Origin of the sequence: Vreelandella halophila (genome assembly GCF_019903425.1) — a bacterium.
Classification (GTDB): Bacteria; Pseudomonadota; Gammaproteobacteria; order Pseudomonadales; family Oleiphilaceae; genus Halospina; species Halospina halophila.
Map to the genome: position 1 here is coordinate 842,606 of NZ_JACHUZ010000013.1, position 13,586 is coordinate 856,191.

The following is a 13,586-nucleotide window of genomic DNA, read 5'->3' on the forward strand; positions in this document are numbered from 1 at the left end:
CGGAGATGAACCGATTTCGGCGATAAATGCCCGGTCTATTTGTTCATCTTTTGTCCGGTTAACGCCTTTTTGGCGGCCACCGGACACACTTCCCCTACGCGGGGAGGTATCGTTCACCGACAAGCATGTTGCTGAACGCTGCCAACAGGTAAAGCCGATTGGCGTTCTTCGCCAGGCCGCGGTAGCGGACCTTAGCGTAACCAAACTGACGCTTGATGGTACGAAACGGATGCTCGACCTTCGCCCGAACACTGGCCTTGATCTTTTCCGCCCTGGCAAGGTTGCTGCCTTCCGCCAGCTGTCGGGTAACACCAGGGCGCCGGGCGATGAACCAGTCGACGTTCCGGTGCCGGTGCTCTTTGCGCTTCTCAATGCCCCGGTAACCGGAATCGCCAAAAACCCGTGTTTCATCGCCGTGGAGCAACGCGCCAGCCGCATTGAGATCGTGCTCATTGGCAGCAGTCACTTCCAGCGAATGGATCATCCCAAAACCGTCATCCACACCAGTGTGCATCTTCATTCCGAAATACCACTGGTTGCCCTTGCGGGTCTGGTGCATTTCCGGATCCCTCTCGCCGCTTTTGTTCTTGGTCGAGCTGGGCGCGGAGATGATGCTGGCATCCACGATGCTGCCTTCGCGCAGCATCAGGCCCTGGCGCTCCAGGTGCTTGTTCACTTCCTTGAACATCGCCTTGCCCAGGTTGTGCTGCTCCAGAAAATGGCGGAAGTTGAGAATGGTGGTTTCGTCCGGAATCGAATCGGCCAGGGTCAGGCCGGCAAAGCGGCGCATGGACTCGATCTCGTAGAGTTCGTCTTCCATCGCTGGATCGGAAAGGTTGTAGAACAGCTGCATGCAGTGGATGCGAAGCATCACCTGCAATGGATACGGCCGGCGGCCGTTCTCGCCCTTGGGATAGTAGCGGGCAACCTTGTTCTCCAGCTTCTTCCAGGGGATCAGCTGATCCATGCGCTCCAGGAACTTCTCGCGGCGGGTCTTGCGCTTTTTGTTCTGGTATTCGGCTTCGGCAAAGCTGATCTGGCTCATGGCGTGAAGACCTTCCCGATTGGTGGCTCTGGCGCTATTGTCGCAAATCCGGGGGCTTTTTCAGAGGTTCCTTAGGCAGAGGGAATTACGGGGATGCCAGCGTCAATGCAATGGCTATGATCCCTGCGTTTGGACAAGTGGCTACAGGTGGGAAACTTGTTACAAACAAAGCAGATGACGTTATCAAAGAGACGTTAACTGCTAACAAGAAGAACATTACTAGCCAGCACACGTTGACCGCCGATGATGCATTGAACGCTGGCCAAAAATTCCTTGGTGACAATTACAAGGAAATTGGAAAGCCAGGTAGTGGGGTATTTAGAAGTGCTGATGGTACACGTCAGTTTAGGATGGATAACGGCTCTCTATCTGGTAGTCATGCACCAAACAAACCGCACGTGCATCTTGAAACTTATAAGCCAGGCTCCAATAAGCCTACTGTAAATAATCATATACCTTTTGTGGACTGATAAACCTATGGATACGATTAAGCTAAATACTGTAGGGAAAATACTAGAGGGGGATGATGCCGGTTCATTCGTGAAAGTGCTAGATGATCCTGAGAATACGGGTGGCTATTTGGTGGTCACCTCTGAAAAAGAATCATTTGAAGATGGTTATGATGACTGGGTAGAAAACATGGATTCGCTCAAGGGATATTTCGAAGAATCACAGTGGGTGATTGATTGGAAGGAGTAAGCGTCCTAAAAAATTTTGGCTAAGCACCAAATTTCAATGTTACAAAAGGTACAATGCTGGGTGCTAACGGCACTAAAACAGCTAGTAAAACTTTGTGGAAAGGTAGAGGCAAAGAAAGAATCGATGTAGAGAACCCTAATCCAGGACAAAGACCTGGACAAGTTCATTATCAGGACAACAATAACAACAAGTACCTCTATGATCCAAAAACGAACTCTTTCCCAGATGCACCTAAATCTGTAAATAAAATGCTGAAAGACAAAAAATTTAAGGCCGCGATTGATAAAGCAATAACCAAATACCTTGGAGAGTAAAATATGATCACGATGAACTCAAAAATGATAAAAGCTTACAGCAACTTATCAAAACACAGTATTGAATTAGATCGTGGTCTCAGAGAGATTGCCGAGTCTGGCTTTAGCAGCAAGAATGGTTGCTTCCTTATAAGAAAATGCGCAGAAATTGATACAAACGCAAAAATCAACGACTTTCCTGACAAAACAGGCTATGAATGCTTTATTAATTCAGTAAACATAGATGATTATATTGAAAGCTTCTACTTAGAGCAGGGGATACGTTTTGTACGTAGTGTGTTTAATCACTGGAACGAATCTAATGGGAATCGGAAGTTGATTGCGATATTATTGATGGACGAGTTAACTTTCAAAGTTAAATTTCACGTGCAGCGGTCTGGCGAGCGTTGGCTGGCGGATGACTTGGAGGATTACGAGGAATCTTTAATGATGGTAGATTCCTCTGAACCTGAGTTCAGATAATAACCACAGCACTTTGGTGTAGCCGGCCGCACATTTACGAATGGCTGACGGCCTATCGCGAAGGCCGGACATGTCAACCTGATTTGGACAGCTCTTTAAAAATTAATACTTCTGCCGGGCATGAGGAAGTGCCGGCATGTTGACCGAGCGCAATCGATCCACGAACGACGCGGCAATCGCCCCTCCTGACGCCAGGGCAGCAGCCGGTCTGATCGCCCCGCTGATTCTTCCGGTTGATCAACCGCCGTTACAAGAAGGCCTCGATGATCCTGGCCTCCAACAAGTCCTTCGCCGACTCGGGGCAAGATCTTCAGTGAGCAGGTCAACACCAAAGGTGAGAGCTACCGGCTTAAGAAGAAACGCCGTGCCGGCATGCTCAAGAGCACCCCGCCGACGGCAACCGCGTCCGCACCGATGAATGGGAATACCAGTACAACGCCGCCGGGCGGCTGACGGAGGTCTACAAGGCAGGCCAATGGGTGGCCAGCTACCGTTACGATGCCAAGGGCAAGCGCATCAGCAAGGAAACCGCCGACGGCACCCTGTATTTCTATCACAACGACGACGGACGGCTGCTGCAGGAACGCCGCGCCGACGGCACCGTCGTCCGCCAGTACCTGTACACGCCCCAGGGCGAGCTGTTCGCCATGGTGGATGCCAACGACGAGCTGTACTTTGTGCACCTGGACCACCTCGGTGCCCCGGTTATGCTCACCGACGAGGCCGGCGACGTAGCCTGGTCCGCCCGGCGCACGCCCTTTGGCGAAACAGAGGTAGTCCAGTCCGAGGTGACCTTCCCGGTCCGGCTGCCAGGCCAGTACCACGACCCCGAAACCGGCCTGCACTACAACCAGCAACGCTACTACGACCCAGCCACGGGCACCTACCTGCGCCCGGACCCGCTGGGCCTGGCTGGCGGCTACCACGCCTACGCCTACACCAATCACAACCCGACGAGCTACGTCGCCCCGGAAGGCGAGATCCTGTTTCCCGCCGCTCTTCAAGTGCTGTCCACCGGTGGTGCGGCCATGAATCTAGCGAAGGCCGCTGATCATATTGTAGACGGGGTGGCCGGTAGCAAGCCTGGCTTCGAGGATCTGGCCGCTGGATTCGCGAAGGCGCAAGCGCGTCGTCTCGCATCGCAGGCAACACCGGGGCTTGATCGTACCCAGGATATGTTGAGCGCTGCAGGGTTAGTGCCAGGGGCCGGCATAGCACCTGATGCCGCCAATACGGTTATTTCGTTAGGCAGAGGTAATTAGTCGCCCCTGCAAAACCCAATTTGATAGGAAAAACAGGACCCTGGGCGCGTTTTCCGGTATAATTTCTCCCCGGAAATGCACCCACAGACCCAAAACCGTGTAGTTTTCATCGCCATGATTCCCACCGACGACCGCCAGCAGCCCCAGAAAGGGCTCTTTGAGCTCTATCTCGAAGACATGATCAACCTGCGTCATCCACTGGTGCGCATGGCCGAACGCATCGACTGGCAACAGTGCGAAGAACAGTTCGGTCCCTATTGGTGTCCGGATAACGGTCGCCCAGGCCATCCCATCCGGCTTCACGTTGGGCTGCAGATGCTCAAGCACATGCAGGGGCTGTCCGACCACGAGCTGCTCGATCAGTGGGTGGAGAACCCGTACTGGCAGTATTTCTGCGGCGAGTCGGTGTTCAAGCATGAGCCGCCGATGGACGAGTCCACCATGGGCCGGTTCCGTCGTCGTATTGGCGAAGATGGCGCGCGAGCGCTTTTGAAGATGACGGTGGAGTTGGGTGAAGGCACGGGCACGGTTGCTCCCGAGAGTTTCCGAGTGGCGGTGGCCGATACAACCGTGATGCCCAAGGCCATCGAGCACCCCAGCGAAGCGCGGCTGATGGTGCGCGCGCACCGGCGCCTGGTGAGCCGGGCCAAAGCGGACGGTGTGAAGTTCCGCCAGACCTACGAGCGCTCGCTCGATGGGCTGGTCATCCAGATCGGGCGCTACGCCCACGCCCGCCAGTTCCGGCGCATGCACAAACGGCTTCGCAAGCTCCATGGTTATCTGGGCCGTGTGTGCAATGACGTTCGCCGCCAGCAACCTCATGGCCAGCGCAGCCAGGGACTGGATGAGGCGCTTTACCAGGCACTGTACCTGTGGCGCCAGTACGCCGAGCCTCAACACCGGCCCAAGCTCTACAGCCTGCACGAGCCGGAGGTGGCCTGCATCGCCAAGGGCAAGGCCCGCACCCCCTATGAGTTCGGCAGCAAGGTCAGTGTGATCACCACCGCCAGGGAGGGCTTTGTGCTCGACTGCCAGGCCCTGCGCGGCAATGCCTACGATGGCCACACGCTGCACCAGGGGCTGGAACGGGTGCATAAACACTGCGGCCAGCTGCCGGTGAACACCCTGGTCGACCGGGGCTATCGCGGCAGCGAGAGCACACCGCTGACCAACGTGCACATCACCGGCAAGAAGAAAGGCAACGGCACCGCCCACGCCCGCTACCAGCACCGGCGCAACAGCGTTGAGCCGATCATCGGCCACATGAAACACGAAGGCCTGCTGGATCGCTGCCACCTGCGCGGGCGCGAAGGCGATCGGGTCCACGCGGTGCTGTGCGCGGTCGGGTTCAACCTGAGGAAGGTGCTGCGCCGGCTGGCGCAGCTTTTTGGGCTTCAATTGCTCCGGGCACTGCTGGCCGCAATCCATCAATCCGGGGTGGGTGTTGCCCGATCACAGCAACAGCTCACACCGGGAGCTGCCTGAAAGGCGGGTTTCGCAAGGGCGACGTTTGAACGCCTGCTGCTGGCGGTACAGCGGCAGCGCATCCACGTATTTGGCCACCAGGCAGTAGGCCAGCAGGTTGGCGCTGGCATTGGATTTGGGCAGCGGCTGCGCCGGAGCCGGCGCGATGGCGACACCGTCCTCGCACTGGCGGCAGGCGTATTTCGGGCGGATGTGTCGGATCACCTGAACGCGGGCGGGGATCACATCCAGCTGTTCGGTGACTTCCTCGCCGATGCGAACGCGCTGGGCGCCATCATTGGGACACTGCTGCTCCGCTTCTAAGATGGGGTTCGTGGACCGCTTACTGAAAGGCGGGGTTCGCAAGGACGACTAATGACCGCGTGGCTGGTAAGCAGCGAGATAAAGGTCGCTATCGCATACCGCTTGGGTCGTCCCTGAAGCTAGGCTGGTTGTCCCAAAACTGTCCCAAACAGGACGTGGATGCGGGGGAAAATGGCCCGCCCGATAGGATTCGAACCTATGACCTCTGCCTCCGGAGGGCAGCGCTCTATCCAGCTGAGCTACGGGCGGAGAATGACACCGGAATGGATGGCTCCGGTGTCGGTCCGGCGGCCGATGCCTTGTGAGCAACACCACCGAAACAGGGGCGGTATGATAAGGGCCGTTGGCCTGCACGTCCATCCCCCGCTGACATTTCGGCAATTAAAGACCGCTGATTATTGTGCCAATTTTCAATGAGAACATTTTTTACGCAAAACGCTTGCATTCTTTTGAGGAAATAAGAATAATTAGCATTAAGGTGCTCGTTAGCTGCCATGCAGGAGTTATCATGTACGTGTGTCTCTGTAATCAAATCACTGATCACGAAATCCGCCGGGCGGTAGAGGATGGCTGCTCCAGCATGCGTCAGCTCAGGAACGAGCTCGGTGTGGCTACCCAGTGTGGCCGCTGTGGAACCATGGCCCGGGAAATCCTGGATGAGCACCATAACAGCGTGGATCTGGATCTGATCAATGCGCTGGCGCGCCCCGCCTGACGGCTTTTCCCCCTGTCACTGACTGGCCGCCCCTGATCCGTGTGTGGTAGTTTTGCGTAATTAAAACACAGACACCGGATCAGGAGAGCATTCCCATGAAGGGCGATAAACAGGTCATTCAGTATCTGAATCAGGCGCTGGCCGCAGAGCTGACCGCCATCAACCAGTACTTTCTCCACGCGCGCATGCTCAAGGACTGGGGCATCGATAAGCTGGGCAAGATCGAATACGACGAATCGATCGACGAGATGAAGCACGCCGATCAGCTGATCGAGCGCATCCTGTTTCTCGGCGGGCTGCCGAACCTTCAGGATCTGAACAAACTGCTGATCGGCGAAAACGTCAAGGAAATCCTTGAGTGTGACCTCAAGGCCGAGCACGACGGTATCGCCATCTATCGGGCCGGAATCAAGCACGCCGAATCCGTCCAGGACTACGGCACGCGCGACCTGCTCGCGACTCTGCTGGCGGACGAGGAAGGGCATGTGGACTTCCTTGAGACACAGCTCGACATGATCGACCGCATGGGTCTCGAGAACTACTGCCAGCTGCAGTCCAGTGGCACTGCCGAGGAAGGCGGCGAATAACGCAGGCTCGTATCATCGGCCGGGAGCGGGTACAATACGTCCGCTTCTGACGACTGAGGTGTGGTAATGAACAAGCTGACCCGAATTTTCGCAAGTCTCGCTCTCGTTTTGGCGCTGGGCGGTTCCGCGCTCACACTGGCGGCCGTCGAGGACCAGATCAGGGAGCGCATCAAGCCCACCGGCAATGTGAATATTGCGGGTGAAGAAGGCCAGCAGCGCCAGCAGCAGTCCACTGGACCGCGCGGTGGTGAAGAGGTCTATGCCGACGCCTGTTCCGCATGTCACGACTCCGGTGCTGCTGGCGCCCCCAAGCTCGGTGATAGTGGCGCCTGGTCGGATCGTATCAGCAAGGGCGACGAAACCCTCTATGACCATGCGATCAATGGTTTCAACGCCATGCCTGCCAAGGGCGGCTGCAGTGGCTGTTCCGATGAGGAAATACAGAATGCGGTCGACTACATGACCGCGGAGAGCGAGTAAACCACGCTGCTCAACCCGGGAGGGACTCGGGGTGCCGCGCGCGTTGTCTCAGACAGTGAGAGCGGTCAATGCGAATTACTGGCTATACAGACTATTCCCTCCGGGTTCTGATCTACCTGTCACTTCAGGGTGACCGGTTGGCGACGATTCAGGAGGTCGCCGACCGATATGGGATCTCCAAGAACCATCTCATGAAAGTGGTCCATCAGCTGACCCGCAAGGGTTACCTGGACAGTGTCCGGGGCAAGAAGGGCGGTATCCGTCTCCGTCTCAGCCCATCAGAGATCAACCTTGGTGTGCTGGTGCGTGAGATGGAGCCGGACCTGAACCTGGTGGAGTGCTTCGGCCCGGACAACACCTGTGTGATCTCACCGGTATGCTCCCTCAAGGGCGTTCTGGGCGAGGCGCTGAATGCCTTCCTGGCGACCCTTGACCGCTATACCCTGGCCGATATCGTTCCCGGAAAGGATGTTCCCCAGCTGATCCGTCTTCTCAATATCCCCGATGAAGAGCCTGCTACTGCCGGGTGACCTGCCCCGTAGGAGCGACCCCCGGTCGCGATTGGGCAAGCTCTGGAGTCACCCGGCTCAGCGTCAGCCCCCGGTCATATTCATGAACCGCAGGATCTGCACATCACCGTCAGTGGTGAAGTGGTGCTCCTTCGGCTTCAGGTCCATGGCGCTGATGATGGCCTCGCGGATGGGCTCATCGTCTTCGGGGTAACGCCGCATAAGGCCCTTCAGATCCTTGGAATGCTCATTACCGAGGCACAGCAGCAGGCGGCCTTCGACGGTCAGGCGTACGCGGTTGCAGTCGCCACAGAAGTTGTGGGTGTGCGGGGAGATGAAGCCGACCTTGCTCGGTGAGTCCGGCATCTGGAAATAACGTGAGGGGCCGCCGGTATCCGCCGTGCTGGGGATAAGGTCGTAGCGCTGTTCGATGATCTCCCGGACCTCGTCGCTGGAGCAGAAGGTCTCGTCCCGGGTATGGTCGGAGATCTCGCCCAGGGGCATTTCCTCGATGAAGCTGATATCAATGCCGCGTGACCGTGCGAATTCGACCAGATCCAGTACCTCATGGTCGTTGCTGTTCTTCATGATGACGCTGTTGAGCTTGATGCCCTTGAAGCCGGCCTCTACGGCGGTATCAATGCCCCTGATCACCTTGTTGAGGTCACCGGTGCGGGTGATGCTGCGGAACTTTTCCGCGTCCAGTGAATCCAGGCTGATGTTGAGCCGATCCATGCCGGCGGCCCTGAGGTCGTGGGCCATGTGCGGCAGCTGGCTGCCGTTGGTGGTCATGGCCAGGTCGTTCAGGCCGAGACCGCCAATGTCTTCCACCAGCTTCACGATGCCCTTGCGCACCAGGGGTTCACCCCCGGTCAGGCGGATTTTCTCAACACCAAGCTCGCGGAAGATGCGGGCAATGCGTGCGATCTCCTCCAGGCTGAGCACCTGCTGGCGCGGCAGGAATTCCATGTCCTCGCTCATGCAGTAGACACAGCGGAAGTCGCAGCGGTCGGTGACGGAGATGCGCACGTAGGTGATGGTGCGCCCGAACTGGTCGACCAGTGCCTTTTGCGGTTCGGACATCGTGTTCTCCTTACTGCTCGCTCATGACCTGGAGCTGCACCGGTTCGCCGTCGCGCGTGAAGATGGCGAACTGGTCCAGGTTTTCACCGGTGGTGAGGGTCTGGGCCATGCGCGTGAGGTGTTGTTCGGTCTCGTCCTCGGCTGCGGGCTCGCCGTTGCGCCCGGGGAGGATGGCGGTCATCAGGAATTCCCAGTTGGTGCTGACCTGGTCCGCTTCTTCGACAATGTCCTTGAGGCGGGTCTGGGGTGTCAAGGGGAAGTCGCGGACCATGAGGGGCATGAGGGTGCCCTGGTCGTCCATTTCGGCGTGTTCGCCGCTGGCGGTTTTTTCCTGAAGGCGCTGGACGTGGATGAGGACGACCAGGAGTTTGGTGCCGGGGCCATCCATTTCGGACATTCGGGCGAGGTCGTCGAAGGTGGTGATTCTTGGTTCCGGGGTGAAGGTTTCTACCGTCATGATCTGGGCTCTTCCGGTTGTTTGGCGTCTGTCACCAGACTGTAGTGTTGCTGCCGGCATTGCTACAGGGGACCCCTTTCAGGGACCGCTGTGAACCCATCCATGGGCGCTGGCGCGATGACATCCTGTCATCGAGCCTCCCTGAAAGGGGTCCCCTGCATCAATGCTCTAAACCCCGAAGGAGTCGCTGATTCCACCAATCGCAACATGTTCACCATTTATTGCACCAGAGGGTTGTCAGCGCTGCTGAGGTCAATGCCCTCGATTCTGGAGCGGCCGGCAAGGATCTGGAGGTACTGGCTGACGGAGCGGCGCCAGACGGATTCCTTAAGATAGGTGGCGATCTTTTCTGTCACGGCCTCGTAGGGCAGCTGTTCGCCGCGCTGGCGTTCGTGCAGCCAGACCACGTGGAAGCCGTAGCGGGTTTCCAGTGGATGGGCGGAGAGTTCGCCTTCGGGGAGGCGGTCGAGGGCCTTTTCGAAGTCGTGTGAGGTGTCGCCTGGGCCGACGGTGCCCATGTCGCCGCCGGCTTCGGCGGAGGGGCATTTGGAGTGCTTGAACGCCAGCCGTGTGAAGCGCCCCGGGTCGGCCTGGCAGACGCGGATGATGCGGCGGCAGCGTTCGCGGGCGCTGACGCGGGCGTCGGCGTCGTCGGCCGGGGCCGGACGGAAGATGTGGGAGACGTGGTACCGGCTGGGTGAACGGAAGCGTTCGCGGTTGCTTTCGTAGTACTGGCGGCAGGCGGCTTCGTCCGGTTCCGGGTTGTCCAGTTCCTGGTCGAGGAGCTGGCGGATCTGGGCTTCTTCCTGGGTTTCCGCGGTCTGGCGGTCTTCACCGGTGATGCCCTGGCGTTCGGCCTCTGTGATCAGCATCGTGCGGATGGACAGGGCCTTGGCGGCTTCTTTTCGGGCTTCTTCCAGGGACGGGGCCGGGTGGTATTGAATCTCCTGGTTGATCGCTTCTTCGGTAATGGTTCGACCGTTGATCAGGATTTCGCCGCCGGCGACCTGTTGGATGGGGATGGCTTGCATGCTGCTACCTCTGTGTCTGCTGCAGGTCGGCCGCTGCCGGGGATGCTCTCCGGGAACCGCTACGAGCACATCCCTGTGCGCTACGCGGTGACCATCCATGGTCACCGAGTTTCCCTCCGAGCATCCCCGGCATCGGCCGCCCTATGATGTCGGGCTCTACTGCGGCCTTACGATCTGGTACCGCCGGGCCACGTATTCCACCGGCCAGCTCCAGATGTGCACCAGCCGGCTGAACGGGAAGGCGGTGAACATGAGTAACCCGAGGAAGATGTGGGTCTTGTAGATCCAGTGCACGTCCACGATGTACTGCCATGCGCCGGCCTGGAAGGTGACGATGCCCTGGGCCCAGTGGGCGAGTTCGAGCATGACGGCGCCGTCCAGGTGGTCCATGGAGACGAACAGGGTGCACAGACCGGTGATCAGCTGCAGGTAGATCAGACAGATGATGAAGGTGTCCATGGGGCTGCTGTTGGCACGCACACGGGCGTTGAACAGCCGCCGGTACACCAGGTAGCTGAGGCCGGCGAAGCACAGCAGGCCGAACAGGCCGCCGGCGACCATGGCCATGATCTGCTTGGCGCCGGGAGTCATGCCCAGTGAGGTGTAGACCACCGTGGGCGTGAGCAGGCCGAACAGGTGGCCGAAGAACAGAAGGAGGATGCCCACATGGAAGGCGATGCTCGCCCAGCGGAACGCCGGCGGGTTGCTCAGTGTCTGGCTGGACATGGCCCGCCAGGTGTACTGGCCGCGCTCGTAGCGCAGGAAGCTGCCCAGCAGGAAGATGGTGCCGGCCAGGTAGGGGCCGACGCCGAAGATCAGTTGGTTGATGTAGGTTTCCATGGTGTCTCTCCCCTGAATCAGCGTTGGCCGGCGGCCTGGGCGCCGGGGTTGTCCACCCAGCGCACAGGAATCTCGTCCGTGGGTGTGGTGGCGGGGCCGGGGCTGGTGTTGCCACAGCCGCCGCCGGCCGGGTCGTTATTGCCGAGGAAGGTGACCTGTTCCTCCTCCCAGATCTCGTCCATCCTGGTGATGGATTCATCCGGGCCCTCGTTGGCGGCCAGCTCCCGCATGTCGCGGGCCTGTTCGCAGCTGCCGCCAATGGCTTCCAGCGCGTGGAAGAGAGCGGCATAGGGGGATCCCTTTTCCTCCAGGCGGGCGCCGAGCAGCACCATGACGGGCATGGCGTCACCGAGCATGTCGGTGATCTCGGTTTCGTCCTGGGTGGAGAGAAATTCCAGGAACAGCGGGATGTAGTCCGGCAGTTCCCGGGCATCCAGCTCGTAGCCGTGCAGGCGGTAGTGCTCCATCAGGTCGACCATGGCCTGGCCGCGGTCCCGGGACTCGCCGTGCACGTGCTCGAACAGGTGCAGTGAGAGGTGCCGGCCGCGATCGAACAGGCTGACGTAATTCTCCTGGATCTCACCCAGCGGGCGGGCCGCCAGGTCGTCGATCAGGGCCAGGAGTCCGTCACGGGCCTGGCCCGTGAGGCGTGACTCCCCGCGGATGACTTCGGCCAGCTCCGGCAGGGCTTCCTGCATGGGCCCTGTTGGATAGGCCATGAGATGGGCGATAGCGCGCAGTGTTTTCATCATGATCTCCTCAGTTGCCCATCTTCTCAACGCGAACGGAGAAGAACTGGCGCTTGTTGTTGGGCTTGCCGCCGAAGACATCGGCGTCCTCGCCACCCCCGGCGTTGCAGCCACTGCCGAAGCTGAAGCCGCAGCCGCCGCGCTCGGTCTGGCCGTCGTACATGGAATGGGCGTACTCGCGCTTGTTGGTCGGGATCACGAAGCGGTCCTCGTAGTCGGCGATGGCCATGTAGCGGAACATCTCCTCGACGGTGTGCACGTCCAGGCCAACCCGCTCCAGCACCTCGGTGTCCTCAACGCCATCCACGTTGCGCCCGCGCATGAAGGCCCGCATGGCCAGCATCCGTTCAAGGGCGTGGGTGATGGGCTCTTCCTCACCGGCGGTCAGCATGTTGGCCAGGTAACGGACCGGGATGCGCAGCTGGTCCACGTCCGGGATCGCGCCGTTGTAGCCGATGCGGCCGGACTCGGCAGCGGACTGGATGGGCGACAGCGGCGGGGCGTACCACACCATGGGCAGCGTCCGGTATTCCGGGTGCAGCGGGAAGGCGACCTTCCACTCCATGGCCATCTTGTAGACCGGGGAGTTCTTGGCGGCTTCCAGCCAGTCGTCCGGAATGCCCTGGCGGCGTGCCTCGGCCTCGATCTCCGGATCATGGGGGTTGAGGAAGACGTCCATCTGGGCTTCGTACAGATCCTGCTCGTTGGGCGTGCTGGCCGCTTCCTCAATGCGGTCGGCGTCGTAGAGCATCACGCCCAGGTAGCGGATCCGGCCCACGCAGGTCTCGGAGCACACGGTCGGCTGGCCCACTTCGATGCGCGGGTAGCAGAAGGTGCACTTCTCGGACTTGCCGGACTTCCAGTTGTAGTAGATCTTCTTGTACGGGCAGCCGGAGACGCACATGCGCCAGCCACGGCACTTGTCCTGGTCGATCAGTACGATGCCGTCCTCTTCCCGCTTGTAGATGGCGCCGCTGGGGCAGGAGGCCACGCAGGTCGGGTTAAGGCAGTGCTCGCACAGCCGGGGCAGGTACATCATGAAGGTGTTCTCGAACTGGCCGTAGATCTCCTTCTGCACGCCCTCGAAGTTGTAGTCCTTCGAGCGGTGCTTGAATTCCGTGCCGAGGATCTCCTCCCAGTTCGGGCCCCACTCGATCTTTTCCATGCGCTTGCCGGTCAGCAGCGAGCGAGGCCGGGCCGTGGGCATGGTCTTCGAATCGCCGGCCTTCTGCAGGTGGGCGTAGTCAAAGTCGAACGGCTCGTAATAGTCGTCGATCGCCGGCATGTCCGGGTTGGCGAAGATGTTCGCCAGGACCCGCCAGCGCCCGCCGATGCGCGGCTGGATGGTGCCGTCGTCGAGGCGTTTCCAGCCGCCCTTCCAGCGCTCCTGGTTTTCCCATTCCTTGGGGTAGCCGACGCCGGGCTTGGTCTCAACGTTGTTGAACCAGGCGTATTCCATGCCCTCGCGGGAGGTCCAGACGTTCTTGCAGGTCACCGAGCAGGTGTGGCACCCGATGCACTTGTCCAGGTTCAGCACCTTGCCGATCTGTGCGCGTATCCTCATG

At 59.4% G+C, this 13,586-nt stretch carries 16 protein-coding genes, 1 tRNA gene and 3 pseudogenes; 11 read left to right on the plus strand and 9 right to left on the minus strand.

What is annotated here, in order from left to right; translation table 11 throughout:
* Positions 1 to 94: 94 nt before the first annotated feature.
* Positions 95 to 1,045, minus strand: coding sequence for an IS5 family transposase (locus tag H4I92_RS08275; RefSeq protein WP_077528626.1), 951 nt, complete (start codon positions 1,043 to 1,045; stop codon positions 95 to 97).
* Between the two features lie 110 nt (positions 1,046 to 1,155).
* Between H4I92_RS08275 and H4I92_RS08280 the strand changes: the two genes are divergently transcribed.
* The 7 genes and pseudogenes from H4I92_RS08280 to H4I92_RS08305 all read left to right on the plus strand — a co-directional run bounded on the left by H4I92_RS08280 (position 1,156) and on the right by H4I92_RS08305 (position 5,267).
* Positions 1,156 to 1,515: a hypothetical protein gene (locus H4I92_RS08280; protein ID WP_143512638.1), complete on the plus strand. Its 360-nt coding sequence runs from the start codon at positions 1,156 to 1,158 to the stop codon at positions 1,513 to 1,515.
* Positions 1,516 to 1,522: 7 nt separating this feature from the next.
* Entirely contained in the window at positions 1,523 to 1,744 is a 222-nt protein-coding gene (locus tag H4I92_RS08285; protein WP_077530134.1) for a hypothetical protein, read from the plus strand.
* A gap of 53 nt (positions 1,745 to 1,797) precedes the next feature.
* On the plus strand, positions 1,798 to 2,058 hold the full coding sequence (locus tag H4I92_RS08290) for a hypothetical protein (RefSeq protein WP_143512639.1): 261 nt from the start codon (positions 1,798 to 1,800) through the stop codon (positions 2,056 to 2,058).
* 3 nt (positions 2,059 to 2,061) lie between these two features.
* Entirely contained in the window at positions 2,062 to 2,520 is a 459-nt protein-coding gene (locus H4I92_RS08295) for a hypothetical protein (protein WP_077530135.1), read from the plus strand.
* Between the two features lie 224 nt (positions 2,521 to 2,744).
* A pseudogene (locus tag H4I92_RS16875) lies at positions 2,745 to 2,973 on the plus strand (hypothetical protein); the annotation flags it as partial.
* Positions 2,964 to 3,782, plus strand: a pseudogene (locus H4I92_RS08300) (RHS repeat domain-containing protein); the annotation flags it as partial. The pseudogenes H4I92_RS16875 and H4I92_RS08300, both read left to right, overlap by 10 nt.
* Before the next feature lie 114 nt (positions 3,783 to 3,896).
* On the plus strand, positions 3,897 to 5,267 hold the full coding sequence (locus H4I92_RS08305) for an IS5 family transposase (RefSeq protein ID WP_077531710.1): 1,371 nt from the start codon (positions 3,897 to 3,899) through the stop codon (positions 5,265 to 5,267).
* An 18-nt stretch (positions 5,268 to 5,285) separates the two neighbouring features.
* Here the strand turns inward: H4I92_RS08305 and H4I92_RS08310 are convergent.
* Positions 5,286 to 5,573 (minus strand): annotated as a pseudogene (locus H4I92_RS08310) (IS66 family transposase zinc-finger binding domain-containing protein); the annotation flags it as partial.
* Positions 5,574 to 5,742: 169 nt separating this feature from the next.
* Positions 5,743 to 5,819, minus strand: a tRNA-Arg gene (locus tag H4I92_RS08315).
* Between the two features lie 259 nt (positions 5,820 to 6,078).
* Here H4I92_RS08315 and H4I92_RS08320 point away from each other — a divergent pair.
* The 4 genes from H4I92_RS08320 to H4I92_RS08335 all read left to right on the plus strand — a co-directional run bounded on the left by H4I92_RS08320 (position 6,079) and on the right by H4I92_RS08335 (position 7,882).
* Positions 6,079 to 6,285 (plus strand): bacterioferritin-associated ferredoxin, encoded by a 207-nt coding sequence (locus H4I92_RS08320; RefSeq protein WP_077530138.1) that lies wholly within the window; start codon positions 6,079 to 6,081, stop codon positions 6,283 to 6,285.
* A gap of 95 nt (positions 6,286 to 6,380) precedes the next feature.
* Positions 6,381 to 6,872: a bacterioferritin gene (gene bfr, locus H4I92_RS08325; RefSeq protein WP_077530139.1), complete on the plus strand. Its 492-nt coding sequence runs from the start codon at positions 6,381 to 6,383 to the stop codon at positions 6,870 to 6,872.
* A gap of 66 nt (positions 6,873 to 6,938) precedes the next feature.
* On the plus strand, positions 6,939 to 7,352 hold the full coding sequence (locus H4I92_RS08330) for a c-type cytochrome (RefSeq protein WP_077530140.1): 414 nt from the start codon (positions 6,939 to 6,941) through the stop codon (positions 7,350 to 7,352).
* A 68-nt stretch (positions 7,353 to 7,420) separates the two neighbouring features.
* On the plus strand, positions 7,421 to 7,882 hold the full coding sequence (locus H4I92_RS08335) for an Rrf2 family transcriptional regulator (RefSeq protein ID WP_077530141.1): 462 nt from the start codon (positions 7,421 to 7,423) through the stop codon (positions 7,880 to 7,882).
* A gap of 63 nt (positions 7,883 to 7,945) precedes the next feature.
* Here the strand turns inward: H4I92_RS08335 and moaA are convergent, their stop codons facing one another.
* The 6 genes from moaA to narH form a co-directional block, all read right to left on the minus strand.
* Entirely contained in the window at positions 7,946 to 8,944 is a 999-nt protein-coding gene (moaA, locus tag H4I92_RS08340) for a GTP 3',8-cyclase MoaA (protein ID WP_077530142.1), read from the minus strand.
* A 10-nt stretch (positions 8,945 to 8,954) separates the two neighbouring features.
* Entirely contained in the window at positions 8,955 to 9,401 is a 447-nt protein-coding gene (locus tag H4I92_RS08345; RefSeq protein ID WP_077530143.1) for a hypothetical protein, read from the minus strand.
* 218 nt (positions 9,402 to 9,619) lie between these two features.
* Entirely contained in the window at positions 9,620 to 10,432 is an 813-nt protein-coding gene (locus tag H4I92_RS08350) for a peptidylprolyl isomerase (protein ID WP_077530144.1), read from the minus strand.
* Positions 10,433 to 10,588: 156 nt separating this feature from the next.
* Positions 10,589 to 11,272: a respiratory nitrate reductase subunit gamma gene (gene narI / locus H4I92_RS08355; protein ID WP_077530145.1), complete on the minus strand. Its 684-nt coding sequence runs from the start codon at positions 11,270 to 11,272 to the stop codon at positions 10,589 to 10,591.
* Between the two features lie 17 nt (positions 11,273 to 11,289).
* A complete protein-coding gene (narJ, locus tag H4I92_RS08360; protein WP_179105660.1) occupies positions 11,290 to 12,021 on the minus strand; it encodes a nitrate reductase molybdenum cofactor assembly chaperone in 732 nt (243 codons plus the stop codon).
* 10 nt (positions 12,022 to 12,031) lie between these two features.
* Positions 12,032 to 13,585, minus strand: a complete 1,554-nt coding sequence (gene narH / locus H4I92_RS08365) for a nitrate reductase subunit beta (RefSeq protein ID WP_077530147.1) — start codon at positions 13,583 to 13,585, stop codon at positions 12,032 to 12,034.
* Position 13,586 lies beyond the last annotated feature (1 nt).

Bases quoted from the DNA above. Each gene is read 5' to 3' on its own strand.
- H4I92_RS08275 (WP_077528626.1), bottom strand. From the start codon at position 1,045: ATGAGCCAGATCAGCTTTGCCGAAGCCGAATACCAGAACAAAAAGCGC.
- H4I92_RS08280 (WP_143512638.1), top strand. From the start codon at position 1,156: ATGGCTATGATCCCTGCGTTTGGACAAGTGGCTACAGGTGGGAAACTT.
- H4I92_RS08285 (WP_077530134.1), top strand. From the start codon at position 1,523: ATGGATACGATTAAGCTAAATACTGTAGGGAAAATACTAGAGGGGGAT.
- H4I92_RS08290 (WP_143512639.1), top strand. From the start codon at position 1,798: ATGCTGGGTGCTAACGGCACTAAAACAGCTAGTAAAACTTTGTGGAAA.
- H4I92_RS08295 (WP_077530135.1), top strand. From the start codon at position 2,062: ATGATCACGATGAACTCAAAAATGATAAAAGCTTACAGCAACTTATCA.
- H4I92_RS08305 (WP_077531710.1), top strand. From the start codon at position 3,897: ATGATTCCCACCGACGACCGCCAGCAGCCCCAGAAAGGGCTCTTTGAG.
- H4I92_RS08320 (WP_077530138.1), top strand. From the start codon at position 6,079: ATGTACGTGTGTCTCTGTAATCAAATCACTGATCACGAAATCCGCCGG.
- bfr (WP_077530139.1), top strand. From the start codon at position 6,381: ATGAAGGGCGATAAACAGGTCATTCAGTATCTGAATCAGGCGCTGGCC.
- H4I92_RS08330 (WP_077530140.1), top strand. From the start codon at position 6,939: ATGAACAAGCTGACCCGAATTTTCGCAAGTCTCGCTCTCGTTTTGGCG.
- H4I92_RS08335 (WP_077530141.1), top strand. From the start codon at position 7,421: ATGCGAATTACTGGCTATACAGACTATTCCCTCCGGGTTCTGATCTAC.
- moaA (WP_077530142.1), bottom strand. From the start codon at position 8,944: ATGTCCGAACCGCAAAAGGCACTGGTCGACCAGTTCGGGCGCACCATC.
- H4I92_RS08345 (WP_077530143.1), bottom strand. From the start codon at position 9,401: ATGACGGTAGAAACCTTCACCCCGGAACCAAGAATCACCACCTTCGAC.
- H4I92_RS08350 (WP_077530144.1), bottom strand. From the start codon at position 10,432: ATGCAAGCCATCCCCATCCAACAGGTCGCCGGCGGCGAAATCCTGATC.
- narI (WP_077530145.1), bottom strand. From the start codon at position 11,272: ATGGAAACCTACATCAACCAACTGATCTTCGGCGTCGGCCCCTACCTG.
- narJ (WP_179105660.1), bottom strand. From the start codon at position 12,021: ATGAAAACACTGCGCGCTATCGCCCATCTCATGGCCTATCCAACAGGG.
- narH (WP_077530147.1), bottom strand. From the start codon at position 13,585: ATGAGGATACGCGCACAGATCGGCAAGGTGCTGAACCTGGACAAGTGC.